25 protein-coding genes, 3 tRNA genes, 1 pseudogene and 1 other annotated feature are annotated in these 25,184 nt (G+C 66.8%); of the genes and pseudogenes, 13 read left to right on the top strand and 16 right to left on the bottom strand.

Annotation, left to right across the window (positions count from 1 at the left end):
- Positions 1-13 precede the first annotated feature (13 nt).
- The 3 genes from BLS97_RS22475 to BLS97_RS22465 form a co-directional block, all read right to left on the bottom strand.
- Positions 14-1,483: a DUF2157 domain-containing protein gene (locus tag BLS97_RS22475; RefSeq protein WP_157695640.1), complete on the bottom strand. Its 1,470-nt coding sequence runs from the start codon at positions 1,481-1,483 to the stop codon at positions 14-16.
- A gap of 638 nt (positions 1,484-2,121) precedes the next feature.
- A complete protein-coding gene (locus BLS97_RS22470) occupies positions 2,122-3,000 on the bottom strand; it encodes a hypothetical protein (RefSeq protein WP_157695639.1) in 879 nt (292 codons plus the stop codon).
- Positions 3,001-3,245: 245 nt separating this feature from the next.
- A complete protein-coding gene (locus BLS97_RS22465) occupies positions 3,246-3,809 on the bottom strand; it encodes an SRPBCC family protein (RefSeq protein WP_090480865.1) in 564 nt (187 codons plus the stop codon).
- A gap of 488 nt (positions 3,810-4,297) precedes the next feature.
- Between BLS97_RS22465 and BLS97_RS23160 the strand changes: the two genes are divergently transcribed.
- Positions 4,298-4,456 (top strand): hypothetical protein, encoded by a 159-nt coding sequence (locus tag BLS97_RS23160; RefSeq protein ID WP_157695638.1) that lies wholly within the window; start codon positions 4,298-4,300, stop codon positions 4,454-4,456.
- Between the two features lie 132 nt (positions 4,457-4,588).
- On the opposite strand, the gene BLS97_RS22455 is transcribed toward BLS97_RS23160, so the two are convergent.
- A protein-coding gene (locus BLS97_RS22455) for an IS3 family transposase (RefSeq protein ID WP_090480860.1) occupies positions 4,589-5,850 on the bottom strand; the annotation gives its coding sequence in 2 pieces (ribosomal slippage) (positions 4,589-5,547 and positions 5,547-5,850; 1,263 coding nt in all).
- Positions 5,420-5,551: a sequence feature (AL1L pseudoknot), on the bottom strand. (Overlaps the previous gene by 132 nt.)
- A gap of 204 nt (positions 5,851-6,054) precedes the next feature.
- Here BLS97_RS22455 and BLS97_RS22450 point away from each other — a divergent pair.
- Both BLS97_RS22450 and BLS97_RS22445 read left to right on the top strand, forming a co-directional pair.
- Positions 6,055-6,273 carry a ribbon-helix-helix domain-containing protein gene (locus BLS97_RS22450; RefSeq protein WP_090480857.1) on the top strand — a complete coding sequence of 73 codons (219 nt, stop codon included), beginning with the start codon at positions 6,055-6,057 and terminating at the stop codon, positions 6,271-6,273.
- Positions 6,270-6,620, top strand: coding sequence for a type II toxin-antitoxin system PemK/MazF family toxin (locus BLS97_RS22445; protein WP_172832405.1), 351 nt, complete (start codon positions 6,270-6,272; stop codon positions 6,618-6,620). The genes BLS97_RS22450 and BLS97_RS22445 overlap by 4 nt, the downstream gene beginning before the upstream one ends.
- A gap of 1,259 nt (positions 6,621-7,879) precedes the next feature.
- Here the strand turns inward: BLS97_RS22445 and BLS97_RS22435 are convergent.
- The 4 genes and pseudogenes from BLS97_RS22435 to BLS97_RS23155 form a co-directional block, all read right to left on the bottom strand.
- Positions 7,880-9,190 (bottom strand): ISL3 family transposase, encoded by a 1,311-nt coding sequence (locus tag BLS97_RS22435; RefSeq protein WP_090475678.1) that lies wholly within the window; start codon positions 9,188-9,190, stop codon positions 7,880-7,882.
- Between the two features lie 291 nt (positions 9,191-9,481).
- The gene (locus tag BLS97_RS24635) at positions 9,482-9,868 is read right to left on the bottom strand and encodes a cupin domain-containing protein (protein ID WP_407938089.1); all 387 of its coding nucleotides are present in this window, start codon (positions 9,866-9,868) and stop codon (positions 9,482-9,484) included.
- A 69-nt stretch (positions 9,869-9,937) separates the two neighbouring features.
- Positions 9,938-10,717, bottom strand: a pseudogene (locus tag BLS97_RS24630) (sulfurtransferase); the annotation flags it as partial.
- Positions 10,718-10,832: 115 nt separating this feature from the next.
- The gene (locus BLS97_RS23155) at positions 10,833-10,991 is read right to left on the bottom strand and encodes a DUF1059 domain-containing protein (protein ID WP_157695637.1); all 159 of its coding nucleotides are present in this window, start codon (positions 10,989-10,991) and stop codon (positions 10,833-10,835) included.
- Positions 10,992-11,059: 68 nt separating this feature from the next.
- On the opposite strand from BLS97_RS23155, the gene BLS97_RS22425 reads away from it, so the two are divergent.
- On the top strand, positions 11,060-11,815 hold the full coding sequence (locus BLS97_RS22425; RefSeq protein WP_197676322.1) for an AfsR/SARP family transcriptional regulator: 756 nt from the start codon (positions 11,060-11,062) through the stop codon (positions 11,813-11,815).
- Positions 11,816-11,932: 117 nt separating this feature from the next.
- On the opposite strand, the gene BLS97_RS22420 is transcribed toward BLS97_RS22425, so the two are convergent.
- The gene (locus tag BLS97_RS22420) at positions 11,933-13,438 is read right to left on the bottom strand and encodes a toll/interleukin-1 receptor domain-containing protein (RefSeq protein WP_090480844.1); all 1,506 of its coding nucleotides are present in this window, start codon (positions 13,436-13,438) and stop codon (positions 11,933-11,935) included.
- Positions 13,439-13,938: 500 nt separating this feature from the next.
- On the opposite strand from BLS97_RS22420, the gene BLS97_RS22415 reads away from it, so the two are divergent.
- From BLS97_RS22415 to BLS97_RS24625, 3 genes are all read left to right on the top strand, one after another.
- Complete coding sequence (locus BLS97_RS22415) at positions 13,939-14,331, top strand: hypothetical protein (RefSeq protein ID WP_090480841.1); 393 nt, start codon at positions 13,939-13,941, stop codon at positions 14,329-14,331.
- 979 nt (positions 14,332-15,310) lie between these two features.
- Positions 15,311-15,535, top strand: a complete 225-nt coding sequence (locus BLS97_RS24090; protein WP_231988264.1) for a hypothetical protein — start codon at positions 15,311-15,313, stop codon at positions 15,533-15,535.
- Entirely contained in the window at positions 15,487-16,044 is a 558-nt protein-coding gene (locus tag BLS97_RS24625) for a tyrosine-type recombinase/integrase (RefSeq protein WP_407938088.1), read from the top strand. The genes BLS97_RS24090 and BLS97_RS24625 overlap by 49 nt, the downstream gene beginning before the upstream one ends.
- Here the strand turns inward: BLS97_RS24625 and BLS97_RS22405 are convergent.
- Both BLS97_RS22405 and bcp read right to left on the bottom strand, forming a co-directional pair.
- Positions 16,004-16,077, bottom strand: a tRNA-Leu gene (locus BLS97_RS22405). The two genes, BLS97_RS24625 and BLS97_RS22405, sit on opposite strands and share 41 nt — an antisense overlap.
- A 47-nt stretch (positions 16,078-16,124) precedes the next feature.
- Positions 16,125-16,601 carry a thioredoxin-dependent thiol peroxidase gene (gene bcp / locus BLS97_RS22400; RefSeq protein WP_090480838.1) on the bottom strand — a complete coding sequence of 159 codons (477 nt, stop codon included), beginning with the start codon at positions 16,599-16,601 and terminating at the stop codon, positions 16,125-16,127.
- A 60-nt stretch (positions 16,602-16,661) separates the two neighbouring features.
- Here bcp and BLS97_RS22395 point away from each other — a divergent pair, with 60 nt between their 5' ends.
- The gene (locus BLS97_RS22395; RefSeq protein WP_090480835.1) at positions 16,662-16,883 is read left to right on the top strand and encodes a DUF3618 domain-containing protein; all 222 of its coding nucleotides are present in this window, start codon (positions 16,662-16,664) and stop codon (positions 16,881-16,883) included.
- Between the two features lie 151 nt (positions 16,884-17,034).
- Here the strand turns inward: BLS97_RS22395 and BLS97_RS24085 are convergent, their stop codons facing one another.
- Entirely contained in the window at positions 17,035-17,418 is a 384-nt protein-coding gene (locus BLS97_RS24085; RefSeq protein WP_231988263.1) for a hypothetical protein, read from the bottom strand.
- Here BLS97_RS24085 and BLS97_RS22390 point away from each other — a divergent pair.
- The gene (locus tag BLS97_RS22390) at positions 17,399-18,415 is read left to right on the top strand and encodes a L,D-transpeptidase (protein ID WP_231988262.1); all 1,017 of its coding nucleotides are present in this window, start codon (positions 17,399-17,401) and stop codon (positions 18,413-18,415) included. The genes BLS97_RS24085 and BLS97_RS22390 overlap by 20 nt on opposite strands.
- Before the next feature lie 16 nt (positions 18,416-18,431).
- Positions 18,432-19,748 (top strand): amidohydrolase, encoded by a 1,317-nt coding sequence (locus tag BLS97_RS22385; protein WP_090480827.1) that lies wholly within the window; start codon positions 18,432-18,434, stop codon positions 19,746-19,748.
- Between the two features lie 30 nt (positions 19,749-19,778).
- Here the strand turns inward: BLS97_RS22385 and BLS97_RS22380 are convergent, their stop codons facing one another.
- The 3 genes from BLS97_RS22380 to BLS97_RS22370 all read right to left on the bottom strand — a co-directional run bounded on the left by BLS97_RS22380 (position 19,779) and on the right by BLS97_RS22370 (position 21,297).
- Entirely contained in the window at positions 19,779-20,621 is an 843-nt protein-coding gene (locus BLS97_RS22380; protein WP_090480824.1) for a DUF1206 domain-containing protein, read from the bottom strand.
- Positions 20,622-20,738: 117 nt separating this feature from the next.
- Positions 20,739-21,128 (bottom strand): MmcQ/YjbR family DNA-binding protein, encoded by a 390-nt coding sequence (locus tag BLS97_RS22375; RefSeq protein WP_157695636.1) that lies wholly within the window; start codon positions 21,126-21,128, stop codon positions 20,739-20,741.
- A 96-nt stretch (positions 21,129-21,224) separates the two neighbouring features.
- Positions 21,225-21,297: transfer RNA gene (locus tag BLS97_RS22370), tRNA-Lys, on the bottom strand.
- A 361-nt stretch (positions 21,298-21,658) separates the two neighbouring features.
- Between BLS97_RS22370 and trpS the strand changes: the two genes are divergently transcribed.
- Positions 21,659-22,768, top strand: a complete 1,110-nt coding sequence (trpS, locus tag BLS97_RS22365; RefSeq protein WP_090480818.1) for a tryptophan--tRNA ligase — start codon at positions 21,659-21,661, stop codon at positions 22,766-22,768.
- A gap of 94 nt (positions 22,769-22,862) precedes the next feature.
- On the opposite strand, the gene BLS97_RS22360 is transcribed toward trpS, so the two are convergent.
- A tRNA-His gene (locus BLS97_RS22360) sits at positions 22,863-22,938 on the bottom strand.
- A gap of 272 nt (positions 22,939-23,210) precedes the next feature.
- On the opposite strand from BLS97_RS22360, the gene BLS97_RS22355 reads away from it, so the two are divergent.
- Both BLS97_RS22355 and BLS97_RS22350 read left to right on the top strand, forming a co-directional pair.
- Positions 23,211-24,191, top strand: coding sequence for a hypothetical protein (locus BLS97_RS22355; RefSeq protein WP_090480815.1), 981 nt, complete (start codon positions 23,211-23,213; stop codon positions 24,189-24,191).
- A 5-nt stretch (positions 24,192-24,196) separates the two neighbouring features.
- Complete coding sequence (locus BLS97_RS22350) at positions 24,197-25,171, top strand: LCP family protein (RefSeq protein WP_157695635.1); 975 nt, start codon at positions 24,197-24,199, stop codon at positions 25,169-25,171.
- Positions 25,172-25,184 lie beyond the last annotated feature (13 nt).

Raw genomic sequence — 25,184 nt, 5'->3', positions numbered from 1 at the left:
GGGACCGGGCGGGTCAGAGCGCCGGGCGGTGGCGGTGGTGACCGGTGCGGGCCAGGAGGACTGCGATGCAGAGAATCAACGCGCCGGACACCGCGATCAGCAGTGGCACCCGACCCTGTCCGGGGAAGTACCAGACGATGATCCACGGGATGTTGACCAGGAGACCGACCGAGCCGGCCGCCGAGAGCATCAGCTTGTCCCGAACGATGCCGAGTACCACCACCCCAACGGCCGTCGCGGCGCCGAAGGTCGGGGCGAAACCATGCCATTGGTTCCAGGTGAGTGCCGGGCTCGCCAGTACGGTGACGGTGCCGGCCACCTCGACCACGATGGGCAGGCGGGTGAGGCGGCGATCGCCGACGTAGAACAGCGCGAGGCCCGCCACGTAGGTGACCAGTCCGGTCGCCACGGCCGCACCTTGGACGAAGTGGGACAACGTTTCCGGGGTGGCGAGCACCGTCCCGACGGCCCCCGGTAGGCCCAGGACGAACTGATCCTCGCGTTGCGCCGCAATTCCGGGGACCAGGGCGCCGGCCACCAAGGCGAGTGCGGAACCGGTCAGCAGGAGCAGACCGGGACCGGGCCAACCGTTGGAGGCCATCACCCCACCGACGAGGATCGCCACGGCACCGAAGGTTTCTGTCATCCGCGGAGCCTGGATCCGGCGCCGGAGACCGACGGCGACCAGGACGGCCCCGATGGTCCAGACGGCGAGGCCGGCAGGCGCCGGTGGTGCGGCGAACTCGGCCACCGCGGCGGCGGCGAACAACGTGCCTCCGGCGAGGAAGCCCAGTTGTTGAAGCGGTCGGTTGCGTCCCCACCACAACAGCCCGCTCTCGACGGACACCGCTCCCGACGCGGCCAGGATCAGCGTCCGGTCCGCGGTGACGCCCGCCCAGTCCCGCATCGCGACCAGGACCAGCCCGGCCGTGGCGGCCGAGGCCACCAGCCACAGGACCGACCGAAGACGGGCCATCGTCGCGACGGCGGTATGCGGCACCAGAGCGCCACCGACCAACAACAGCACGGTCGCGCCGCCGGTCAGGGCCAGGCGTGCGGTCACGCCCAGGTCCGGCCAATAGCGCGAAACCGACAACACGAGGCCGCCGAGGGCCAGCGCCCCGCCGAGATACCCCAACGCCTCGGCCACGGAGGACATCCCCCGGAATCGGTCCACCGCACGCGGCGCGCCGCGGTCGTCGGTAGCCGACGCTTCGGCCGGCGCGTGCCAACTCGCCGCCTCGGCCGCCGCCTCGTGCGCGCGGATGGCGGCCGACTGCGCCGAAGTCAACAGCCCGGCGGCCACCCACCGGTCCAACTGGTCGTCCAACCTTGGCTGGCCGCCACCGACCCGGTTCGGAGACGACGCGTTCGGTGCGGTCGTCGCCGGCGCTGACGCATTCCGTTGCCTGGTTCGACGACCGGCCAGCACGATGGCCGCCACCGCGATCAAGCCCAACACCAGTACCAGGGATGCGATCATCACAACTCCTAGGCCAGCGCAACCATCTGCCGTTGATCCAGCCAGGCGGCGGCGCACACGCATAGGGCCGTAAGACCCGTCGGGCGCAGGGCCAAAGAATCGTTGCAGGATTACGCGAGCCCCATCGGGGAACTTGTTGGACACGGAGTCGGCCGGGAGTCCACAGCAGGTGAGGCCGAACCGCGCGGCCCCGCTGTGTCCGGCCCCCGGGCTGGTCAGCGGGGCCGCTCCCTCTTCAGTGGCCCGGAACCGATGGCCGCCCGCGACGGAGAGTCGATCCGCAGTTGGCCGGCGATCGCCCGTCGTGGAACGCGTCAGCGATCGGGTAGCAGCGGCCACTCGTGGTGGAGCCGGAGGGACTCGATCCTTCTCCAGCCGCTGGTCAACGTGCCCGAAAGGCCGTGATCGGGGCTCACCGCGTTGGTTGAGCTGGTTGGAAAGTGGTCGTGATCATGGGTGCTGCAGACCAACTGCGGAAGGTGTACAGCTTCGCCAGCGCGCCGGCCCCCACCCATCCGCCAGTCAAGGGCTTCAACCCTGAGCGGGCCGACGCGATTGCTGCCACTGCAGGCCCGGACTTCACCTTTGATTGCGTTGAGCCGCAAACCCCTGACGAGCATCCTGTGCCGACGTCATTGCTACGGCCCGGCGTGGCTGGTGCGGGCTGCCCGTTCCATCCTGGTGTAAAGGATTGCCGTGCCGACCGCCATGCCCAGGAAGCCGGCAGCGAACACCCAGGTCAGCGGTTTGGTCGTGTCAAAGTCGGAGCGCGCCCGGACCGCGGCGATGAAGATCAACACCAGCATGACCCCAGCGACCTGCAGCAGGATCCGCATACTGGTCCACCGCTTGTCAGTAAAGGCACCAAGGCCCGCGGCGCCCAGCGCGAAGATCGCGCCCATTACCCGGGCGGTCAGTTCCGTGAGCGACCATGGCCAGATGGCGATCGCCGCCCTCGGTGTCAAGAAAAGGAACACACAGGTCGCCACCGCAGCGACGCCGGCCACGCCAATGACCAGGGTCGTGCGCGGCCGCAGCATTGGATCGCCGTCGGTTCTCCCGAACTGCTCCCGCCGGTTCCACAACCACGCGGCGAAAACGAGGAAGGGGGTCGTGAAATACAGGGTGACCCACAGCCAGAACGCGATATTGGTGTGAATGAACTTGCCCCAATGCGCGATCGTCGCGACGGCCATCAACGAGGCAAACAGCCCCACTGGAATGAACCCGCCCCCGACCCTATGCCATTGTGTCGCCGTCGCGGCGCGGAAGAAGAAGTAGGCCCCACCAAGGTATACCGATCCGAGCACCATCGAAGTGAAATCAGGAACAATCCGCCAGGCGAACAGGCGTGCCGTGTCGTTGGCAGATGGCCAGAAGAACAACAACACGAACGCCACCAACAGGAAGGGAATGATCACGATCGACAGCGCCCTAGTGGCCGGCAACACGCGATCCCGGGCAACCACAACTCCACCTGCATCAGACATTGGCCAGCCTCCGATCATCAGGTCCAAGGCACGCACCAGCCCTGGACTAACGGCTGCTAAAACCTGGCGATCCGTCGATCTTGCCGTCTGATCTTAGCGACCGGGGTCGCCGGCATCCAGGGTGTTGCGCGGCCGTTACCGAGCTGGGCGATGCGGAGCACTCGAAGGGAAGCGGTTGCGGTACAGCTCTCCGCGGAGATCGCGGGGGAGCATCTCGCTCCCCGCGGGCGTCGGACCTCCGCTAGCCCACTTGGTCCGAACCGGGGGCGCTACTAGTGGGCCGGCGGGGATAGGTGGTGGCGTCGCCGGGTGAGCCACCGGAACGTCGGCGGCGGTGGCGGCGGTACCGGTCCTTCGCCCGGACCGGGTGGCCGCCTTCGACGCAACTCCAACCGAAGGCTTTCCTGGCCGCGGGCCATGGCCCAACGATGGTTGGCGGAGAAGACCGGCTTGAGCAGCCAGCTCAACCGGCGCAGGAGCGGTGTGGTGGCGCTGACCTGCCAGTCGTAACTGATCAGGACCTCCGGTCCGTCGGTGGTGAAGGTCCACCGACCAGTTCCCGTCAGGTCCCCCGTCGCGGTCAGCGCGAAGCCCCTGTCGGTCATCGGCTCGGTGACCGTCAGCGCCCACCGCAGCGTGTACGGAAGCCAGCCCTTGGTGTGAAGGTCAACCACCGCGCCTGTTCCATCCGGTGCCGCGCCGCTGACTTCGACGACGCTCAGATACACCGACGGCCACCACCTGGGCAGAGCCTGGGGGTCACCTAGGACCGCCATCACCTCTTGCACGGTGCCGCCCACCCTCCAGAAGGTGAGGAACCGGTAATCACTGCTCATTCTGCAATCTTGGCCTGTTCGTTGCGACGGCGCAGAAGCCTCATGTGTATCTGACGCACCGGCAGCTCCAGGACCTAGCGGTGGCCGGGGAAGTGCGACACCGTGGTGTTGACCTTGGGGTAGTGCGGACCCCGGCGGGGCGAGATGGCCGGACTGCGGGTGCAGGACCTGAACCTTCTTCGCCGGCGTTTGACTGTGGCTCACCACGCGCTCGGGCTGAACGGATACGTAGAGGTCGGTACACCCAAGTCACACCACCAGAGGACCGTGCCGGTACCGGCGTTCCTGATCGGTCGCTTGGCTCGGCGGTGCGAAGGGAAGGACGGGGATGCGCTGGTCTTCGAGGCCCCGTTGGGGGGGTACATGCGGCAGCCGAACGGCACCCGCGGGTGATTCGAAGCCGCCTGGCGAACCGCTGGCATCCCGAGGGTCACACCGCGCGACCTTCGGCACACAGCCGCGGCCTTGGCGATGTGGCAGGGGCCAACGTGAAGGCCGTTCAGCGAGTGCTCGGCTACGCATCGGCGGCCATGACACTCGATGTCTACGCCGACCTGTTGGAGAACGACTTCGAAGCTGTCGGTGTCGCCCTGGACCTCGCCGCAGATCTCACTGCGGACACCCTGCGGACGCCGGGAGGAATATGACCAAGCACATCCCCTGTGTTCGCAGCCAGAACTGAGTGCCACCAATGTGGGGCCGGAGGGACTCGAACCCTCATAGGGCGCCTGATGAGAGCACCAGAAGCTGAACCGCACTGGGTCTGATGGAGGCTCGAGCTATTGGATTCCGGCCAGGGGTTGGTCGGTCCGTTTCGTAGCGTAGAACGTGGCTTCGTACTCTGCTGGTGGTAGATCGCCGAGGTAGCCGTGCAGCCGGGCCGTGTTGTGCCAGTGCACCCAGCCCAGGGTCGCCAACTCGACATCTTCGACGGTCCGCCACGGTCCGGGTCGTCCGGGTCCGTAGATCAACTCGGCCTTGTAGTAACCGTTCACGGTCTCGGCCAACGCATTGTCGAACGAGTCCCCGACAGTCCCGATCGACGGGGTGGCACCGATCTCGGCCAGCCGCTCGCCGTACCGGATGGATGTAAATTGACTGCCGGCGTCGCTGTGACAGCGCAACCCGTCGATCCGGGTGCCGCGGCTCCACCGGGCCATCTCGATCGCATCCAGGACCGTCTCGGTCCGCATATGGCCCGCGACCCGCCACCCCACGATCATCCGCGAATACACATCGACCAGGAAACACACGTAGGCGATGCCGGACCACGTCGGGACATACGTCAGGTCGGTCACCCACAGCTGGTTCGGTTCCTTCGCGGTGAAGTTCCGTTTCACCAGGTCCGGGTGCCGCGGCGCCGCCGGGTCCGGGCGGGTCGTGCGGATCTGCCGGCCGCGGCGGACACCCTGGATCCCGGCTGCGCGCATCAGCCGGGCAACCTGGTCCCGACCGATGTCGTGCCCGGCCCGACGGGCGGCCTTCCACAGTTTCCGAGCGCCGTAGACCCGATAGTTGCCCTGCCACAGGGCGCGCAGCTGCGGGATCAGCTGCTCGTCCCGCTGTTGGCGCGCTGAGGGCGGCCGGGTCTTGGCGGCGTAGTAGCTGCTCGGAGCGATCGTCACCTCGGCGCTGGCCAGCGTGGTGATGATCGGCTCGACTCCGAACTCGGCGCGGTTGGCGTCGATGAACGCGACTACTTCTTGTGTTGGCGGTCGAGCTCCGCCCCGAAGAAACTGGCTGCCCGCTTCAGAATCTCGTTGGCGCGCTTCAATTCTCGGTTCTCCTGCTCCAGCTCGGCGATCCGGCTCGCCTCGCTGGTCGACACTCCCGGCTTGCGTCCGTCGTCGATGTCGGCCTGCCGCACCCAGGACCGCACCGACTCAGCGCCGTAACCGAGCTGCCGCGCGACCCGGTGCACGGTCCCTTGATCGGTGCCCAGTTCGGAGCGCAACTGCCGGACCAGCCGGACCGCCTGCTCCTTCTCCGCAGGCGAATACCGACGGGTGGTCGGCTTGCCCGGTGAAACCTCAGATCCCATGACTCCATCCACGTTCCCAAGGTCAAGAGTCTCCACCGGAGCCAGTGCGGTTCATACCGTCAAATGACCCTTCCAGTCGTGTGTACCGCCGCGGGAAGGCGACGGTGCACACGACTGCCGCTCGGGAACCGAAAGACGTTCGGGTCGTGCACTGGGCTCCCGGCAGGGGCGGCACAGGGCGTGCTACTCGGGTAGCATCGGGGTATGAAACTGAGCGTTAGCCTGCCCGATGACGATGTGGCTGTGCTGGATGAGCACGCCCGTAGGGCAGGATTGGGATCTCGATCGGCGGCTCTGCACCAGGCCATTCGATTGTTGCGCCGGTCCAGTCTGGAAGACGACTATGCGGCGGCCTGGGAGGACTGGGACCGGTCAGGTGAGCGTGAGATGTGGGAGACGACGGCATCCGACGGGTTGTCCTGATGCGTCGCGGCGAGATTCGGCTGGTCGATTTGGATCCTGTCAGGGGCAGCGAGGCCAACAAGCAGCGGCCCGCGGTGGTGGTGAGCAACGATCGGGCTAACTCCGCCGCTGCGAGGCTGGGTCGCGGCGTTGTCACCGTGGTGCCCCTGACCAGTAACACCGCTCGGGTGTTCCCGTTCCAGGTGCTGATTCCCGCCGACGCTGTCGGTCTGCGCGTGGCCTCCAAGGCCCAGGCCGAACAGGTCCGTTCCGTCGCGGTCGAGCGGGTGGGGCCATCTCTGGGGCTGCTACAGGCATCCTTGTTGGCCGAGATCGACGACGCACTTCGTCTCCATCTAGATCTCTAGAGAGTCGGAACGTCAAGCAGCATCGCTGACCGGTCACCGTTCCTGCACCGCTACAACTACCATCGACCCACACCGCACGACGAGGCTTCCCGCCCGTGCACCGCACGGCGGTCGTCACCAACCGCTCGGGGCAGAACAGCTAAGGAGGTCCTGAGGATGGTGTCCCTTGCACTGGCCGGGTGGCGAACCGACCGGGCCGTCAGCATCGACAACCTATTCGCAGCCCACATGGCAGTCAGTGGCGGAACCCGTGGGCGAAAGTACAACATCGCCGAGATCAACCACGCGCTGATCGTACGGATGGCCTCAGAATTTCAGGGCTTCTGTCGGGAGCTGCACGACGAGTGTCTGAACGCTGTCTTGGACTCCATTCCGCTACCCACCAGACTAGACGAAGTTTTTCGCGTCTTCATGGGTCGCGCTCGAAAGCTCGACACAGGGAATGCCAATTGGGCCAACGTATGCAATGACTTCAGCCCATTTGGCGTTAGCTTGAAAGATGACCTTGGAACCAAGTACCCGAGCCGTTACACACGGTATGTCACAAACATGGACCGACTCAACGACGCGAGAAACGCAATCGCACACCAAGACGCAAAGAAGCTCGCAGAGTGCGGTGCTCAGCAACCCCTTAGCCTAGTGACGTGCAGGAAGTGGCGATCGACGCTCAATCAGGTTGCTACTGGTCTTGACGCCGTGATGCACGCATACTTGAAGGATCTGACCGGACAGCGACCGTGGTAGGAGGCAGGTGACGATGTCGAGCGCGAAGGACTCCGAGCGCAGTGGCACGACGAGCCGGTCTACTAAGTCGGTCGCACGGTCAGCCAAGTCCGCAAGGTCGGTTACCGCTGCGACGTCGACCGCGAGCGTGCGCAAGGTGAAGCCAGCTTCAACGGTGGCTAAGACCGTCTCGCGGTCCGCCAAGTCCGGCCGATTTGTGGCCGGCACCACTGTCAATGTCCCACTAGGTGCGCGTCGGCACGATGCGACGGTCATCGATAGTCACAACGGCCGCGTGCGGGTCGCGATCCATGTCGCTGGCGCCAATGAGGCGCTGGTGTCGTCGTACCGCCCGGATCAGATCGCGTAAGACGCCTCTAGCCCTCCGCGCGGAGCGGCGCGACGGCCACTCCGCACGGAGGTAGTCGGGTCAGACCTGCTGCTGGATCGTTCCGCCGGGATTGCGGTTGACCGTTGCCTGTGTGACGAACTTGCCGGTGGATGCCGACCTGTTGACCGTGCGGCTGTTTGCGGGCTCATCGCAATCGAAGGTGTAGTCCGGGTCTGAATCCGCCGGTTTCCATGAGTGATCGGGCGATGTAGTTGGTGAGGCTGCGGAAGCCCAACGCGGAGCCGCGGAGGTGTTCAAGGCGGCCGTTGATCGCTTCGGTCGGTCCGTTGCTGGTGCCCGGGCGGTCGAAGTAGGCCAGGATGTCGCTGGCTCGTTTCCTCAAGGTTCGGCCGAGGGTGCGGACCTCGATCAGAGCGGCCGGGACGCCGCTGGCGAGGGAGTCGATCAGCTGCCGGATCCGGTTCTTCCCGGCCGCCCGGTTGGGGTCACGGTAGGCGCTGATCATGATTTGGTAGACGCCCCAGGTGGCTTCCACGGCCAGATGCTGCTCATTCGCGAACAGTTCCGCGATTCGCAGTTGCTGTTTCTCGGTGAGCAGGTCGGCGCCGGTACTCAAGGTGCGGCGAGCTGAATACAGCGGGTCGCCGGAGTGGCCCCGGTGGCCGGTGGTGGCCAGTTGGATCCGCCGTCGGCACAGCTCCAGGCATTGCCCGGCCAGGCGCACGACGTGGAACGGGTCCATCACCACGGTGACTTCGTCGAGTTCCTCCACGGCGGCGGTCTTGAAACCGGTGAACCCGTCCATCGCGACGACTTCCACACCAGTGCGCCACGTCTCGGGCCGCTGGGACAGCCACGTCTTGAACACCTGTTTGGACCGGCCCTCCACCATGTCCAGGAGCCGGGCCGGCCCGGTCCGGTCCCGGACCGGGGTCAGGTCGATGATGACGGTGACAAATTTGTCCCCCCGGCGGGTGTGCCGCCACACGTGCTCGTCCACGCCGATGACCCTGACCCCGTCGAAGCGGCTCGGGTCGCTGATCAGCACCCGCCGGCCCTCGGTCAGTACCGCGTCGTTGGCGGTGTTCCATGAAACGCCCAGTGCCTCAGCGATCCTGGCGACGGTTAGGTGCTGGCAGACCAGCGCAGTCAGGGCCCACCGCAACCCGCCGCGCGAGAGCCGGGCCCGCGGTTCGGCCGCCGCCGAGGTGTCCTGCCGCCACACCAAACCGCAGCCGTCGCAGCGGAACCGGCGGACGGTGACCAAAAGGATCGTCGGTCGCCACCCGAAGGGCTCGTGCGCCAGCCGCCGGGTGGTGGAATCCCGCGGCCGGCCGGGCTCACCACACGCCCGACACAGCTCGTCCCCCTTGACGGCTCGACAGGCCAACACCGCCCGGTCCGGCTCCAGAAACTGCCCGGTCACCTGCAGACCGAGCGTGTCCAGCCGGGCGAACGTGGTCAGATCAGGGGTCGCAAAAGTAGAGTCAGCCATGTCGAGGTCTTCCAGATGGACGGCGTAGGAACCACCATCATCGGAAGACCTCGACTCGATCCCCGGAGCGACGCGCCGACCCCCGACTACACCCTCAACTGCGAAGAGCCTGTTTGCGGTGCCCGATCCGACGCGTTCCGTCGTGGTCTTGCCCGGCCACCGAGCGACGGTCGCCTTGCTGACGAACCTGCCTGATCCCGCGCTGCGACTCACACTTCTTGCCATAGCTGGTTCCGCTTGCGGGTGAGCGGCGCACCGGCGGCCCGCCCGCACTGGCACCGCAGGTGGGGTTCAGTTGTGCGGTTTGGCGTAGTCGGCGAAGCCTTGCCAGTCGATGACCACGCAGGGCTCGTCGCCGAGGATCCACGCGTCGTGGCCGGGTGCCATGATGGCGAAGTCGCCTGGGCCGTACTCGATCTCTTCGCCGCTGTCGGTCATGACAACCTTCATCCGACCGGAGACGAAGTAGCCGGTGTGCGCTGCCTGGCAGGACTCGGTGGCGGCGATCGGCTTGACGTGGGTCGACCAGCGCCAGCCAGGCTGGAAGGTGGCCCGGCCAACCGGTCCGGCGTGCAGGTTGACCAGTTCGAGTTGACCGCTGCCGGCCTCGAACGTGCGGACCTCCTCGGGCTCGTCCAGGCTCATCCGGATCAGTCCGGTGCGGTTCAGTTCAGGCATTTCGGTTCCTCCGATTGGTTGCTGATAGTTGGTATCGACGGGGGTGTCGGGGGTGCGTCCCCATTCAGCCCAGGAGCCGTCGTAGACGCGGACGTGGTCGCCGCCGAGTAGCTGGGTGAGGACGAACCAGGCGGTGGCCGCGCGGCCGCCGATGGTGCAGTAGGTAATCAGCTCGCCGGAGCTGTCGAGATCGGCCGAGGAGAACAGGGTGCGTAGGTCGGCCGTGGGAAGGAAGGCCCCGCGCGAGTCGTACAGACCGTCGATTGGCTGGTGGATCGCGGTGGGCACGTGTCCGGCGCGGCCGTCCGGGTCCATGCCGCCGGAGGGCCAGAACCGTTCGCCGTCGTACTCGGGTCGGGAGCGAACGTCGAGCAGCGTGGTGCCCGGATCACCGATCGCGTTGCGCACCGACGCGTGGGTGGCCCGCAGCCGCGGGTCGGGCTGGCCGAGCCGGTAGTCGCCGCTCCGCGGCTGGCGGCGTGTGGTGCTCCAGGGGTGTCCGCCGGTCCGCCACGCCTGTCGTGAGCAGTTCAGGATCCGCACGTCGGTGTGCCCGTAGCACTTGAGTAGCCAGAAGCCCAACGCCGGGGCGTAGCCGTAGAAGACGACCGTCGAGTCCGGACCGATCCCCGTGCGGGCCAGCAGTTCCTCCAGCCCGGTCGTGTCGACGGTGTGGTACTCGGTGTCCTTGAGGTCGGCGTAGACGTTCCAGAGGGCGGCGCCGTCGATGTGCCATTCGTCGAAGGCCGTGGAGTTGACGTCCACCTCGACCACCACTATGTCGGGCTCCCCCAGACGCCCGGCCAGTTCCTCGGCACCGATCAGCACTGCGGGCGACGTGGCTGTCATCGGGAGCTCCTTCGCGGTCGAATACTGCCTACGCGAAGTTCTACGACACCGCCGTTGCCGGGAGGTTGGCGCAACCTTGGCGTGCCGCGACGTCCGGGTACCGGCGCGCGCACGGCTACTCGACCTGGATCCAACCGAGCAGGTCCTGTCGGCTGACCGCCTTCAACAACGCCGGATGGTCGGCGGCCATATGTTCCCGGATCGCACCCACGACCTGATCGTCGGTGTCACCGCGGACTACGAATCCGCACTCGCAGCGGATCATCTTCGCCATCGAACCTCCCGCACCATCAGCATCGGAACCGCTGCCCGGACGGGTCAGGGTGCTGCCATCATGATGGCGTGACCTTGGCGTCGCGGCCAGTGCGGATCCAGATCTGCGGGCAGCTCGCCGTCGAACGCGACGGGCAGCGCCTGGATACAGCTCTGCCCGGGCGGCAGGGCCGACTGCTGTTCATCTATCTGGTCGCCAACCGGCACCGCCACATCCCGCGGGACGAGTTGGCCGAGGCATTGTGGCGCGAGCCCGATCCCGCCGCCTTCGACGCCCGACTCAACCCGCTGATCTCCAAACTCCGCCGCGTACTGGGCGCCGAGGCTGTGGAGGGCCGCGCCACCCTACGGCTCTGCATGCCAGGCGCCTGGGTCGACCTGGAAGCCGCACTCGACGCGATCCACCACGCCGAGTCCGCCGTCGCGCAACGAGACTGGAGCCGCGCCTGGGGGCCGGTCCTGGTCGCGCTGTTCGCCGCCGAACGGGGGTTCCTCCCAGGTGAAGACGCGGCATGGATCAACGAGATCCGAAACCAACTCGACATGCTGCGGCTACGCGCCTTGGAGTGCTACGCCGCCGCTGAACTCGGCATCGCCGGAACCGAGCTCGCCGGCGCGGAACGAGCCGGGCGGCAACTCATCCGACTCGCCCCACTACGTGAGAGCGGCTACCGCTACCTCATGCAAGCCCTCACCGCCCAGGACAACCTCGCCGAAGCTCTGGAGGTGTACCAGCGGCTCTGCGACACACTGCGCGACCAGCTCGGGGTTTCACCGAGCCCGGCCACCCGCAACCTCTACCAACGCCTCCTATCCGCAACCTGACGCCACGGCATTGCCCGATAAGAGATCCGTGACCGGTCGCCGATCGGGTCCGGGACCATCCGCATGAGCCTGGCCGGGTGACTGTGTGGGGTACAGAGCCCGACCGCAGCTGAGTAGCTACCAGGAGCGCTCGTTGCTCACCTGGTCAAATGTCGTCCTGTACGTATCGATTGCGGCCCGGGCGCGCGCCGGGTCACGGCCGAATAGGCCGCCGCGAAGCGGCGCCCAGTCGGCCTGCTGTAGGTCGAGCTGGCTCGAGGCGATCGCCAACATGTTGGGGTGCGAATGGCCGGCCCGCCATGTTGATCGTCCGAACCAGCGAGACCTCCGCCACGACGAGCCGGTACCTTCCGCCCGCTGGAGGCCAATGTCCGCTGAGATCAGGCCCAGCATGATCTCTGCGCGGTCGAATTCCTGGTTATAAGTTTCGTCGTCCGGAAATAGATCAAGAAACATTGGACGGAGGATTGCGTGTAGCCACTCATTGACTGGAGTGTGGTACTGGCCAACCCTGCCGACTGTGAATACAGCGAGCGCGGCGGCTGGTTCTTCGCCAAACACGGTGGCGCGGGCAAGAGCATGTGCGGTCATATCCAGGTTAGCAAAGGGGGACCACGGGGTGGAAACGTTTATCAAGGACTCGGCGGTCTCTGACCCGCGCCCGGTGACCGTGGGGTCAACAACTAGCGCCTTAACGTTCTCCCACCGGTCGCTGCCCACGCCAGTCAGACCAACAGCCATCGTGCTGACCAGCAAAGGGATATGACGTAGATCCGTGATCACGGGGAACCCAGCTCGCACCTTCGTTGCGTCGCTGCCAAAGGAGCGGAGGCCAGCGGTCCAAGGCGCAAGCTGCGTGAGGTCGGCCCATCGGGTGGCAACCTGCAGAGACTCGCAGAATGGCTGCACGAGATGCCAGATAGCCGTTGCATATTCGACCACGCTAACGATTTGCTGGTCCCTAGTGGCGCCCGGAAGAGTATCAATCGGAAACCGCTGAGAATCGTCAAGTGCTGTCAGTACCGTGCGCGTTTCTTGCCTAATGGTGTCGTCTAGTTCGATGCGGCGGGCGGGGTCCGGCAGCATTTCCTTCGTCAGGCGGCGGACCAGAGAAGGACGGTCGCCTTCGTCGGCTTGCGCTACCGCGGCTTGCACGGTCGCCGCATCGGGACCAGACTCGCCCATGAGTCGGCTGACCGCGGCTACGAGCGCGGCCGCGCCCACCGCGTATGCGTCGCCGAAGAGGTCGACGTAATTGAGGTCGCCGAGGGATCGCCCTGCTCCCAGGTCCCAGACGGGTACCGGCCCATCGTCGAATCGGACGGGCATCAACCAGACTCGGCCGGGCGGCATCTTCCGGAACTCATCCACTGCGAGAGTGAGTTCTTCGTTCATGTGGGTCGTGCTTTTGGCGCGTGAGCGCTCCGAAAAACACGGCAAGAAGACCAACGCGTTCGACTGGATGGCCTCGCGGATCTTGGTTTTCCACGCGTCACCGGGCCCAAGGTTGTTGCGGTCTCTCCAGTAAGGGATCTGCGCTGCTTCCAGCACCTTGCAGAGAAGGTCGACCCGGTCAGAGTCCTCATGCACGTACGACACGAACACGTGTTGCGAATCCGTCATCCGCGCAGTCTAGGGATGCCCGAGGTGTGCGGGTGTCCGATTTGGATCATCGATCTGGCCGCCCGTAAGGGGAACCTCACCCGGCCGTATGTTGCGCCGGTGCCATAGCTCAGGTGGTCTGAGCAGGACATTCCCGGAAGACCTGTCCGGTGTTCGTTGTCGTTGGGGTGCCTCCTACGGGACGTGCACGGGCACACAGCGGTGCGGATGATGGTGATGCGGCTGTCCGTGTCAGGTTCGGTTGGTGCGTTTTCTTCGTCCTGGGTTCCTGTTGTCCATGTCATCGGGCTTGTGGGTGGTTGATCAGTTCCAGCCGGTCGCTGCCATCGTGAATCCTGCTTCCGGTGCGGTCGTGGATGTGGTGGGTTGGTCGGAGTTGCCGGCCGCGGCCAGCCTTGTTTGACCCGGGCCGACGCTGATGAGCGACGGGGTTGTCCGTCTGGGCTCAGCAGGAGCGGTTTGGTGCGCTTCTTGGCATCGGACCCGGCGGTGCCCGGACGGTGGCGTGGACCGACGGGATGCAACTGGCTGCCTGCGGGTTGGGTGGGGCGTGGTGCATGGCCGCGCCACTGAATCAGGAACTTCTGCAGGAGGCCGACGCCACGCCCGCAACGCTGACTGATTTCGGCTGGTCGACCGTGCTGCGTGTCCGCGCAGATGGTCAGCAGGACCGGTTGATGATCAACCGGCCGGTACGGGCGCTGCACGCCGCCGCCGAGGCGGTGGTGATCGAAGTGGATGACGACCCGTGGCGTCTGCGGCACCTGGGCGTTGACACCTACGAGGTGCTGCGGACCAGCCCGCTACGTGCCGTTGCCGTGGGGCGCCGATCTACCCGCCCAGTTGGCTGTCACCGCGGACACCAGTACCGGGCAGCCACCGCCCGAGATTGAACGGCCGCCGTCGGAACTGGCGATGACCTGGTACCAGCAGACCGACGACGCCCGCGCCCAATTGCACGCGGCTGGTCTGCGGTGGCGGCTGGGCCGCACCTGGCAAGAGGACACGGAGCATCGTGCGCCGTGGCTGCCGGTCCTGTCACCGCGCACGACGTAGACGGCAGCACCGTCCGCCGCTTCGAGTTGGGCCCGGCAATGTGGTCACTGCCCGGGCGATGGCCGACGACACCGCCGTCGGGGTGGCCATCGCCCGCCCGGGCCCGGGCCGCCCGGTGAAGTTGCTGTCGCTCGCCCCCCGCAGCCGATAGCGTCACCACCCTGCTGGGCGGGGAATGCGGTTGACATCAGCAAGCTGTGTTGGTCGCTGGTGCCACGACCGGTCGAGGCCGATTCCTACGCCGCGCAGGTCGTGGCCCGCAACGGCTCACTGGTGAGACAATCCGTCGATAATGCTGGCGTCGTGATGAATACAATTGAAATGCCGTTCTTGCATTGATTGTGCTGGTATTCGCGTTGGTGGCGGCTGTCGGCAGGTCGGAGCATTGCGGTGGACGTAGTGCCTGGGGCAGAGGTCTGGAGGCCATACGTCTCGGCCCCGCCCGGGGACTCGGCGACGAATAGGAGAACGATGGCAACCATCGAGGCCTACGCACTAGCGAACGGGGCCAGGCGATATTAGGTGCCCTACCGCCGCCTGAATAACCTGCAGACCAAGAAGCGGGGCTTCACGACCAAGCGCTCGGCGGAGGAGTTTGCCGCCCGGCTCGAGGTATCGAAGCTGCAGGGGGAGTACGTAGCACCCGCTGACAGCCGGTTGCCAGTGGGCGAACTGGCCACGAGTTGGCTGACCCGTCAGACACATCTCAAGCCATCGGCCCACCGACCTCTTGAATCTGCGTGGCGTGTCCATGTTCGGGGCATCTGGGCGGAGCGTCAGATCGGCGGGATCAGGCACACCGAGGTGCAGCAATGGGTGTCCGCGATGACTGATCGCGGCAGTGGCGCCACCACGGTCACCAGGGCCTACGGATTGCTGGCCGCGGTACTGGACGACGCAGTCAAGGACCGCCGCATGCTGGTCAATCCGGCCAGGGGAGTGAACCTCCCCCGCAAGATCGGTCGCGAACACACGTACCTGACCCACCGGAGGTGCACGAGCTGGCCGCTGCGTCTGGGAAGTACGGCTCACTGGTGTTGACGCTCGCCTACTGCGGATTGCGCTGGGGCGAGGCCACCGGGCTGCGGGTCATGGACGTGAGCCTGAGCCAGCGCCGCCTCGCCATCGCCCAGAACGCGGTCGGCCTTGGTGCGCACGTGCACGTCGGAACGCCCAAGACCCACCACCGGCGGACAGTTCCCGTGCCGGCCTTCCGCATCCAACGGCTGGCCGAACTGTGCGAGGACAGGCAACCCAGCGATCTGGTGTTCCAGGCCCCGAAAGGTGGCTACCTGCGGCAGCCGAACGGCACCCTCGGCTGGTTCGAGAAGGCGTGGCAGGACGCCGGCGTTCCCCGGCTCACCCCGCACGACCTCCGGCACACCGCCGCTTCGCTGGCAGTGTCCGCCGGTGCCAACGTCACGCCGTATCTGCCCAGGTTGTGCCCATTCCGTGCCCGCGAACCGGACAAAACGGATAGAACGGGGGTGTTTTCGCAGGTCACAGAAGTGGGGCCGGAGGGACTCGAACCCTCACTGGCACGGACCTAAACCGTGTGCCTCTGCCAATTGGGCTACGGCCCCACGCCGCGGGAACGGCGTGGGCCAGCCTACCCAACCGAATCCGGACGTCAGGCCGCCAGGCCGAGCTCCTTGAGGACCCGGGCCACGTGGCCGGTGGCCTTGACGTTCCGCCAGGCCTTGGCGATCTTCCCGTCCGGCCCGATGACGAAAGTGGACCGGATGACGCCCATCACCGTGCGGCCGTAGTTCTGCTTCTCGCCGTAGGCGCCGTAGGCACTCAGCACTTCCCGCTCCGGGTCGCTGAGCAGGATCACGTCGAGACCGCTCTTCTCGGTGAACGCGGCCAGCTTGGCCGGGGCATCGGGGGAGACGCCGAGCACGGTGTAGCCGGCGGTGTCCAGTTCCGGTTTGGCCGCGCTGAAGTCGCAGGCCTGAGTGGTGCATCCCGGCGTCATGGCGGCGGGGTAGAAGTACAGGATCACGTTCCGGCCCGCGAAGTCCGCCAACCTGACCGTGGCCCCGCTGGCGTCCAGCAGGCTGAAGTCGGGTGCGGCATCGCCCACGTCGGGGAGTTTTGAGGTCATGGCGCTAGGGTAGTTTGCTCATGGCCGCATCCCGCGCGGCCTGTACTTACAGGAGGCCCCGTGGCCCGCGACGCGGACACCATCCAGGCGGACATCGAGCGTGCGCGCGATGCGCTCGCCGTGGCCGTCGACGAAATCACCACCAGGGCCAACCCCAAGCGGATCGTCGAACAGGGAAAGCAGACGATCCGGGCCAAGCTGGCCGACCCGAAGATCAAGTACGCCCTGATCGGTGCCGGGGCCCTGGTCGGCATCCTCATCGTTCGGCGCCTCTTCCGCTAGAGCACGCCCGCGTCCGGGTGTGATTCACCCCGGCAGGACCGCGATTCACACCGGGGCTGTCGGTCTGAGCCGGTATTCTTCGCCTCGTCGGCCACTGGCCGGTGGCGGGGGACTACGTCCGCCGAGGTTCAACTCTGTGAGGCGGGTTCGTTTACATGTCTTCTGCACGCCGTCTGGCGCCCATCGCGGCGCTCCTCGGTCTGGCGGTGCTGGTGACAGCCTGTACCTCCAGCGGCACCACGGCCACCGGCTCTTCCGGTGGCTCGACCTCGTCGGTCGAGTCGGTCTCGTCGGCCGCTCCGTCAGGGGCTCCGATCACGGTCGGCAGCGTCTCCACCCCCGCCTCCTCCGGCCCGTCGGGGTCGGCCCCGGCGTCGGCGCCGGTCAGTTCGGTGCTCACGAGCAGCACGCCGACCACCTCGAGCTCGGTTGTCCTGCCTCCGGTGGCCTCGGTCAAGGCCAGCCCGGCCTTCGGTACGTCGAACATGTCTCCGGCCCAGCCGTTGGTGATCTCCGTGGCGAAGGGCAAGATCACCCAGTTCGTCCTCAAGAACCCGGATGGCAAGGTCGTCAAGGGCAGCGTTTCCAAGGACGGTGCGTCCTGGACCCTCGGCGAGGTGCTCGGGTACGGCAAGACATACTCGGCGTCCGGTGTCGCCACCGGTACCGACGGCAAGGCGGTGGCGATCAAGGGGTCCTTCACCACCGTGCAGCCCGACACCAGGGTTCGCGTCAACGTGTCCCCGGGCGACGGTGACGTGGTCGGAGTGGCCGCATCGGTGATCGTTCGCTTCGGCGTCGAACCGACCGACCGGGCCCTCATCGAGAAGAACATGACGATCACCACCACGCCCAAGGTCGAAGGCTCCTGGGCCTGGATCCAGCACGACGACGGGCTATGGGCACTCGACTGGCGGCCGAAGACGTACTGGCCGGCCGGCACCAAGGTGCACGTCGCCGCGAACGCCTACGGGTTGAAGTTCGCCGCCGGTGCCTACGGCGCCGACGACGTCACCACCGACTTCACCATCGGACGCAACCAGGTCGTCTACGCCGACGCGAAGAGCTACAAGATCGTCGTCAAGCAGGGTTGCGCGATGAACGACGAAGCATCGTGCACCAAGACAATCGCCACCTACCCGGCTTCCTTCGGTCGGGGCGATCAGGTCAACGATCCCAATCTGGTGACCCGTTCGGGGATCCACGTCGTGATGGAGAAGCTTCCGGTCCACCTGATGATCGGCTCGCCGCCGTTCAACTACCACTCCACCGAGTACTGGGACGTAAGGATCAGCGACAACGGCGAGTTCATCCACGAGAACCCGAACACCGTCGGCGATCAGGGAAACACCAACGTCAGTCATGGGTGCATCAACCTGTCGCCGACCAGCGCCAAGGCATACTTCAATTCGGCGATGATCGGTGATCCGGTCGAGGTGACCGGGACCAGCGTTCAGCTCTCGGCGTCCGACGGTGATCTGTTCGACTGGACGTACTCCTGGGCCCAGTGGCAGAAGTTTTCGGCGCTCTGACCGACGCCCCCCACCTATGAGCGAGATTCGTATTGCCCCGCTGACCGTTGTGCCGTCCGCCGGGCAGGTGATGCGGAACGCCGAGCTGGCCTTCTGCACCGCGTCCGGTCGCATCACCTACCTGGGTCCGCCGCGCGGGCCGCTCGGTCCTAACGACGTGGACGGCGACGGCCGGCTGGCCATGCCGGGTCTGATCAACGCTCACACCCACTCGGCGATGACGCTGCTGCGTGGGCACTCCGACGACGTCCCACTGCACACCTGGCTCACCCACGTGCGCGCCTTCGAGTTGCGGCTGACCGCGGCCGACGTTCTCGCCGGGCTGCGCCTGGCCCTGGCCGAGATGCTGCGCAGCGGCACGGTGGGATTCGTCGACATGTTCCAGTGGGACAGCACGCTCCTGGGCGCCGTCTCCGAGGCCGGCATGCGGGTATCCGCCGCGCCCGCGGTCTTCGGCTACGACGCGGTCGCCTTCCCGATGGCCGACGCCACTCCCGGCGCCGCAATGCTGGATCGCACCGCCGCGCTGGCCGCCGAGTTCGCCGGGGACCCGCTCGTCGGGCTGGCCTACGGGCTGCACGCGCCGTACACCTGCCCGCCGGACATGATCGCCGACGTGGCCCGCCGCTCCGCCGTCGACGGCATCGGCGTGCACATCCACCTGTCCGAGACTCAGTTCGAGGTGCAGGAATCGCTACGGCGGTTCGGATCCAGCCCGATCCGTCAGGTGGCCGACCTGGGCCTGCTGGACGGCCGGGTGCATGTGGCCCACGCGGTGCACCCGCGCGAGGGTGACATCGAACTGCTCGCGCGGCCCGGCGTCACCGTGGCGCACAATCCCGTGTCGAATCTGAAGCTGGGCGCGGGGATCGCCCCCGTACCGGCGTACATCGCGGGCGGCGTGCAACTCGGCCTCGGCACCGATTCGGTGGCGTCCAACAACACCCTCGACATGTTCGAGGAGATCAAGAACGGCGCCCTGGTCCAGCGGGGGTATGCCGCCGACCCGGCCGTCATCGCCGGCAGCGATCTGTTCCGCATGGCCACGGCCGGCGGCGCCGCCGCGATCGACCCGACGCTCTCCGGTGTGCTCGCCGTCGGCGAAGCCGCCGATATCGTGCTGCTGGACGTCACCGGCACCACCGCCACCCCGTTCGGTGACCCAGGGTCCTTCCTGGCCTACGCGGCCCACGGCACCGATGTCACCGATGTGTTCATCGCCGGGCGCGGCGTGGTCCGGAATCGGGTGGTCCTCGCGATCGACGAAGCCGCCGCCCGCGCGGAGGTCACCGAACGGGCGGCCCGCATCGTCTCCGAACTCGTCGAGGCCTGACGCCCGTTCAGGGCTCGGAAGACGCTCCGCTCAGGAACGCTTGGCGTGGCGGGACCAGGCGAAGCAGTACAGACCGAACGCGGCGATGCCCAACGCCATCAGAGTCAGCAGCACCGGGCCGAACGGCTGGTCCCGCAGCGTGTGCAGGGCAGTGTCCAGCCCGCCGGCCTTGTTCGGGTTGAAGGTGACCGCGGCGACGACGAACAGCACGCCGACGATGCCGAAGGCGATCCCCTTGGCGCAGTAGCCGATCTGGCCCAACCGGACGACCGTCGGCCGCACACCACCCTCCAGGTCGTGGGTGAACTTCTTGGTGACGCCCCGGTAGATCAATCGACCGGCGACGACCAGCACGGCGATCCCGACGGCGATGACCAGTACCTTTCCGAACGGAACGCCCAGAAGCTTGGCGGTGAGCGACTTCTCGCTGCTGTTCCCGGACTTCTTCTGGCCGCCCCCGGCCGCAGTGGTCACCGCGCTGATCCCGATACCCAGGTACACGACGGCCTTGCCTGCCGCACCCAGTCGCTTGAAGACCTTCTTCTTCGGCTTCTCGTAGCTGTAACCCCAGAGCGCGGTGAAGATCTGCCACAGAGTCAGGGCGAACAGGCCGATGGCGGTGATCCACAGCAGCAGGTCACCGAAGCGAGAACTGGCCATCTGCGCCAGCGCGCCCTGCTGCGAGGCCTCGCCCCCGCCTCCGGTCCAGGCCAGTTGCAACGCGATCCAGGCCACCAGGAGGTGCACCACGCCATAGGCGATCAATCCGACCATGACCAGCGCGCCGAACGCGCGGCTCTGCTCGACCTCACGGCCCTGTTGCTCGGCCCCGGACGCAGCGTGTCCGGCCGTGCTCTTGACATTGGCACTCATCGCAAGGATTCCGTCCGATCGGGAACCGCGCCCGGCAGGCGCAGTTCGCTGTCGGTTTCAGTTCCCGCTCGAGACCGCTGTCACACCGATGTCTGCCCGGCGGTGACGATCGCATGATCAGTCCGCCTGAGGCGCGTATTCCGCAGCCAGGGTGGGCGGGGCGCAGCACAGCCAGGCGTCCAGCACGACCTGCTCGACCTGGTGCGGATCAGCCAGCTCGAGTTGGACGAGCACGGCTGGAAAGCCGTCGAAGTGCGGGATCGTGAAGAACGAATCGGGATGTTCCGCGAGGACCGCCTCCTTGTCGGAGAGATCGGCCACGGTGATCGCCGCAATCGGTCCGGACGGGGGTGTCTGGGAACCGAACCGCTTGATGTCCGCCTTGCTGAACGGACGTTCCCAGGCGAAGGACTTTCCGGCGACCGCCCAGGTGCGGTGGTTCCACTTCAGCGTCTCGACCGCCTGCGGCAACGACAGGGCGTAGGCGGCGACGTCGTCGATGGTCATCACTGCAACAGGGTAGATCGGCACGGTCGCGCGGCCCGTTCGGAGGCAAAGAAAACCCCCGCCCGGTGGTACCGGACGGGGGATCTCCAAGCTCTGTGCGCCATCAGGGACTCGAACCCCGAACCCGCTGATTAAGAGTCAGCTGCTCTGCCAATTGAGCTAATGGCGCATACTCACCGTCTCCGGCGGGCGAAGCAGAACTCTACAGGGTCGGAGGCCGACATCGAAAACCGGCAGTTCAGAGACGGTATCGCTCCGTCACTGCGGCCAGAGGTGTGGCTCCGGTCACTGCGCGTCGGGCACGTCGGATATCCGGCCCAGTCGTCCGGCGGCCGGTCGCGGTGCTACCGTTTTTCTCATGACCGCGCGCCACCTCTGCCCCACCAGCTGGTGGCTGACTGCCTGACGGCGGCCGCGACGTCACATCCACCCATCACAGGCCGCCTTCGGGCGGCCTGTGGTCGTTCTGCTCCCGCGCCGGCGACCCAGACCTTCCGAGGTCTCGGCCCTTTGCCAGCAAGGAGCTCAGAATGACCACTTTCCACGATCTACCCGCCGCGCTCGATCCGGAGGACGGGACGGCCGACGAACCGGATCCTTCGTTCGCGCGGGCGGGGCAGCGTTCGGTCGAGCTCGAGACGGAACTGCGGACCACCCCGAGGGAGCATCACGTCATCAGTGGCGACCGCCCGACCGGGGATCTGCACCTGGGCCATCTGCTCGGCACACTGGCCAATCGCGTGCGGCTCCAGCGAATGGGCGTGCCGCTGACCCTGGTGATCGCCGACTACCAGGTGATCGCCGACCGGGACAGCCCAGGACCTCTGACCGCACGGGTGCGCTCGTTGGTCGCCGACTACCTGGCCGCCGGGGTCGACCCTGAGGGCGCAACGATCTTCCCGCACTCGGCGGTCCCGGCTTTGAATCAATTGTTGCTGCCGTTCCTCTCCCTGGTGTCCGACGCCGAGCTGCGGCGCAATCCGACCGTCAAGGCCGAGTCCGAGGCCGCCGCCCGGCCGTTGTCCGGGTTGCTGCTCACCTACCCCGTGCACCAGGCGGCCGACATCCTGTTCTGTGGCGGCACGGTGGTGCCGGTCGGTCGTGACCAACTCCCGCACCTGGAGCTGACCCGGCTGATCGCCCGCCGGTTCAACGACCGGTACGGCCCGGTGTTCGACATTCCCGAGGCCATGCTGTCGACCGTCCCGGTGCTCCTCGGCATCGACGGGAACAAGATGTCGAAATCCCGGGGGAATGCGATCGCCCTCGGTGACGACGAGGACACCACGGCCCGTCTGATCCGTCGAGCGCGGACGGATTCGTTGCGGCACATCGCCTTCGACCCGCTCCGCCGCCCCGAGGTGGCCTCGCTCCTGCAGATGGCGGCGGCATTGACCGGCCGGTCGCCGGTCGACGTGGCGGCGGGAATCGGCAACGGGGGAGCGGGCGCCCTGAAGGCCGCCGTCATCGAAGCGGTGAACGAGACGCTGCGTCCGTTGCGGTCGCGCCGCCGCGAATTGATGGCCGATCCGGGCTTCCTGGACGGGGTACTGCTGGACGGCATCGCCGAGGCCAATTCCATGGCCAGCCAGAAGTTGCACCGGGTCCGGGCGGCGATGGGCATGGACTATCTCCGGTGAGCCGTGGCCCGTCCGCGACCGATGGGCGCCCGGACGACGGTCGCGTACCCGGAAATGCACGAAAGGCCCCGGTGTGAACCGGGGCCTTTCGATCTGGGGTGAGCGACGGGACTCGAACCCGCGACCACCGGCACCACAAGCCAGTGCTCTACCAGCTGAGCTACGCCCACCATGCATCCTGCATCCCGGCGGCTGGCCACCGGGATCAATAGTCTAACCGACGATCCGGGGTACTCCTGCATCCGCTGGCAGTACCGCGTTGACCAGCGATTTTGCCGGTGGATGGGCGGAAGTAACGGCGCTCTTCACACGCCTTTGACATGTGATCATCCGGTCACGTAATGTCACGGCATCGTGGGGGCAGTGGGGACTTCCGGGCCATCGACGGCCATCTCCGGCAGACACGAAACCGCCGTCGTTCACCGGACCAGAAAGATCGCCCATGCGCATGCACAAACTGTTGGTGACCGCTGCCCTCGTCGTCGCCCCGATGACGTTTGCCCTCGGCACCGCTTCGGCCGGAGCGCCCGCACCGACCTTCACCATCTCGCCCAACCCGGCCACGCCGGGCTCGACGGTCGTCTTCAGCGGCACCGGTTGCCGGGGACAGGAAACCGATCCGGAAGGAAAGCAGCCGCACGTCACGCTGTACGCGATCGATGTCACCCCGACGTTGGCCAGTGCGGCCCGCCCGGCCAGGCAGTTCAAGGCGGCTGACAACCAGGTCGTCGCAGTCGTCCCGGTGAATCCGGATGGGACCTGGTCCTTCACCCCGGAGCCTATTCCGGACCCGTATCCCAGCGCCGAGATCGACTTCGGGGCGACCTGTGACACGTACACGGATTCGTTCCAGTACAAGCCGGTTACCTTCACCATCAACGGCAACGTGTCCTCCGCCGCCATGTTCTTGCCGGACTTCCTGATGGACACGCCGATCCTGAACGCCGGCAAGAGCTACGACGTCGACGCACTGGGTTTCGAACCGGGTGAAACGGTCGACCTCTACATCCACAGCACGCCGGTGAAGATCGCCAGCTACGTGGCCGACGCCGACGGGGTCATCGACACCAAGAAGTTCACGATTCCGCTGGACACCGTCGGCGGTGCCCACACCCTCGAGCTGGTCGGTGAAAGCAGCGCCGTCACCACGTCGCTGGCGATCGAGGTGATGGCCGCGCCGGTCAACACGACGACCACCGTGACCGCGACGACCACCGTTCCCACCATGGTGCCCGCGACCTCTGGTGACCCGGCGACGACCACGTCGACCACCGCCGGCGCCACCACGACTACCGGAGCGCCCATCCTGGCCAGCACCGGTGTCAGCGCCGCGCCCCAGATGACGGCCGTCGGCCTGCTGCTGACCTTGGGCGGCCTCGGGACCCTGCTGTTCGCCCGGCGTCGTGGGAGCCGTTCACACTGAGTTCCGTGAGCATCACTGACGACGGGCCGGACATCGCGACTGCGGTGCCGGCCCGTCGCCGTACCCGGCGCAGCCGCGCGGTGAAGGCGTTGTTCGCGGTCCTGTCGGCCGTCCTGGTGCTGATCGCGCTCGACGCGGTGGTGCTGTCGGCGCGGATCGACCACATCACGATCACCCCGACCGCCGGGGCACCGGGGGAGACGTGGGTGATCGTCGGCTCCGACTCACGGGCCGAGATCCCGGACGGGGCCAGCCGGGCGACGTTCGGGACGACCGATCAGGTCGCCGGGGCCCGGGCCGACATCGTCCTGGTGGTGCACCGTTCCCCGGCCGGCGCCGTGTCCACGCTCTCGATTCCGCGGGACATGTTGCTGCGGAACAGTCTCCGCCAGCTCAACCGGATGACCTTGACCTTCCAGGTCAGTCCGCAGAACCTGGTCGACAGTCTCTGCACCACCCTGGGGATACCGACCGACCACCTCGTGGTGGTGGATTTCGCGGTGTTCACCTCCGTGATCGACGATCTCGGCGGGATCGTCGTCGATGTACCGGCGCCGGTGCGCGATGCCTACACCGGACTGGACCTGACCACGGCCGGCCCCCAGCGCGTTACCGGAACGCAGGCCCTGGCTCTGGTCCGGTCCCGCCATCCCGAGCAGTTGGTCGGTGGCCGGTGGCAGCTGATGTCCGACGGGGCGCAGCAGCGCACGTCATGGGGTGGCGTGATCTTCCGGACCGTCGAGCAGGCGGTCGCCGCGTCCGGGAACCCGGCATTGCTGCAGGGACTCGCGTGGACGGTCAGCGGTGCCATGCGGACCGACCACAGCACCTCGCTGGCCGACCTGGCGATCCTGGCCCAGTACGCCGGACCGGTGGTCGACCTCCCGGCCAAGTCGGTGGGGGACGGGTTTGCGGTGGCGGCATCGGACGACACCTACTCGGCGCTGCAGGCGGCCGGATTCGACCGCACCTGCCGGTAGAGGCCGGGATCGG

The organism is Nakamurella panacisegetis (genome assembly GCF_900104535.1).
In the GTDB taxonomy this organism is placed as follows: Bacteria; Actinomycetota; Actinomycetes; order Mycobacteriales; family Nakamurellaceae; genus Nakamurella; species Nakamurella panacisegetis.
The sequence above is the reverse complement of the archived record's forward strand: the minus strand, read 5'-3'. Positions and strand labels throughout refer to the sequence as shown.

What these genes read in the sequence shown, in the direction of transcription:
- BLS97_RS22420 (WP_090480844.1), bottom strand. Translation starts at nt 13,438, where the DNA reads ATGACGGATTCGCAACACGTGTTCGTGTCGTACGTGCATGAGGACTCT.
- BLS97_RS22475 (WP_157695640.1), bottom strand. Translation starts at nt 1,483, where the DNA reads ATGATCGCATCCCTGGTACTGGTGTTGGGCTTGATCGCGGTGGCGGCC.
- BLS97_RS22385 (WP_090480827.1), top strand. Translation starts at nt 18,432, where the DNA reads ATGAGCGAGATTCGTATTGCCCCGCTGACCGTTGTGCCGTCCGCCGGG.
- bcp (WP_090480838.1), bottom strand. Translation starts at nt 16,601, where the DNA reads ATGACCTCAAAACTCCCCGACGTGGGCGATGCCGCACCCGACTTCAGC.
- BLS97_RS22355 (WP_090480815.1), top strand. Translation starts at nt 23,211, where the DNA reads ATGCGCATGCACAAACTGTTGGTGACCGCTGCCCTCGTCGTCGCCCCG.
- BLS97_RS22435 (WP_090475678.1), bottom strand. Translation starts at nt 9,190, where the DNA reads ATGGCTGACTCTACTTTTGCGACCCCTGATCTGACCACGTTCGCCCGG.
- BLS97_RS22380 (WP_090480824.1), bottom strand. Translation starts at nt 20,621, where the DNA reads ATGAGTGCCAATGTCAAGAGCACGGCCGGACACGCTGCGTCCGGGGCC.
- BLS97_RS22450 (WP_090480857.1), top strand. Translation starts at nt 6,055, where the DNA reads ATGAAACTGAGCGTTAGCCTGCCCGATGACGATGTGGCTGTGCTGGAT.
- BLS97_RS22375 (WP_157695636.1), bottom strand. Translation starts at nt 21,128, where the DNA reads ATGACCATCGACGACGTCGCCGCCTACGCCCTGTCGTTGCCGCAGGCG.
- BLS97_RS23155 (WP_157695637.1), bottom strand. Translation starts at nt 10,991, where the DNA reads ATGGCGAAGATGATCCGCTGCGAGTGCGGATTCGTAGTCCGCGGTGAC.
- trpS (WP_090480818.1), top strand. Translation starts at nt 21,659, where the DNA reads ATGACCACTTTCCACGATCTACCCGCCGCGCTCGATCCGGAGGACGGG.
- BLS97_RS22465 (WP_090480865.1), bottom strand. Translation starts at nt 3,809, where the DNA reads ATGAGCAGTGATTACCGGTTCCTCACCTTCTGGAGGGTGGGCGGCACC.
- BLS97_RS24635 (WP_407938089.1), bottom strand. Translation starts at nt 9,868, where the DNA reads ATGCCTGAACTGAACCGCACCGGACTGATCCGGATGAGCCTGGACGAG.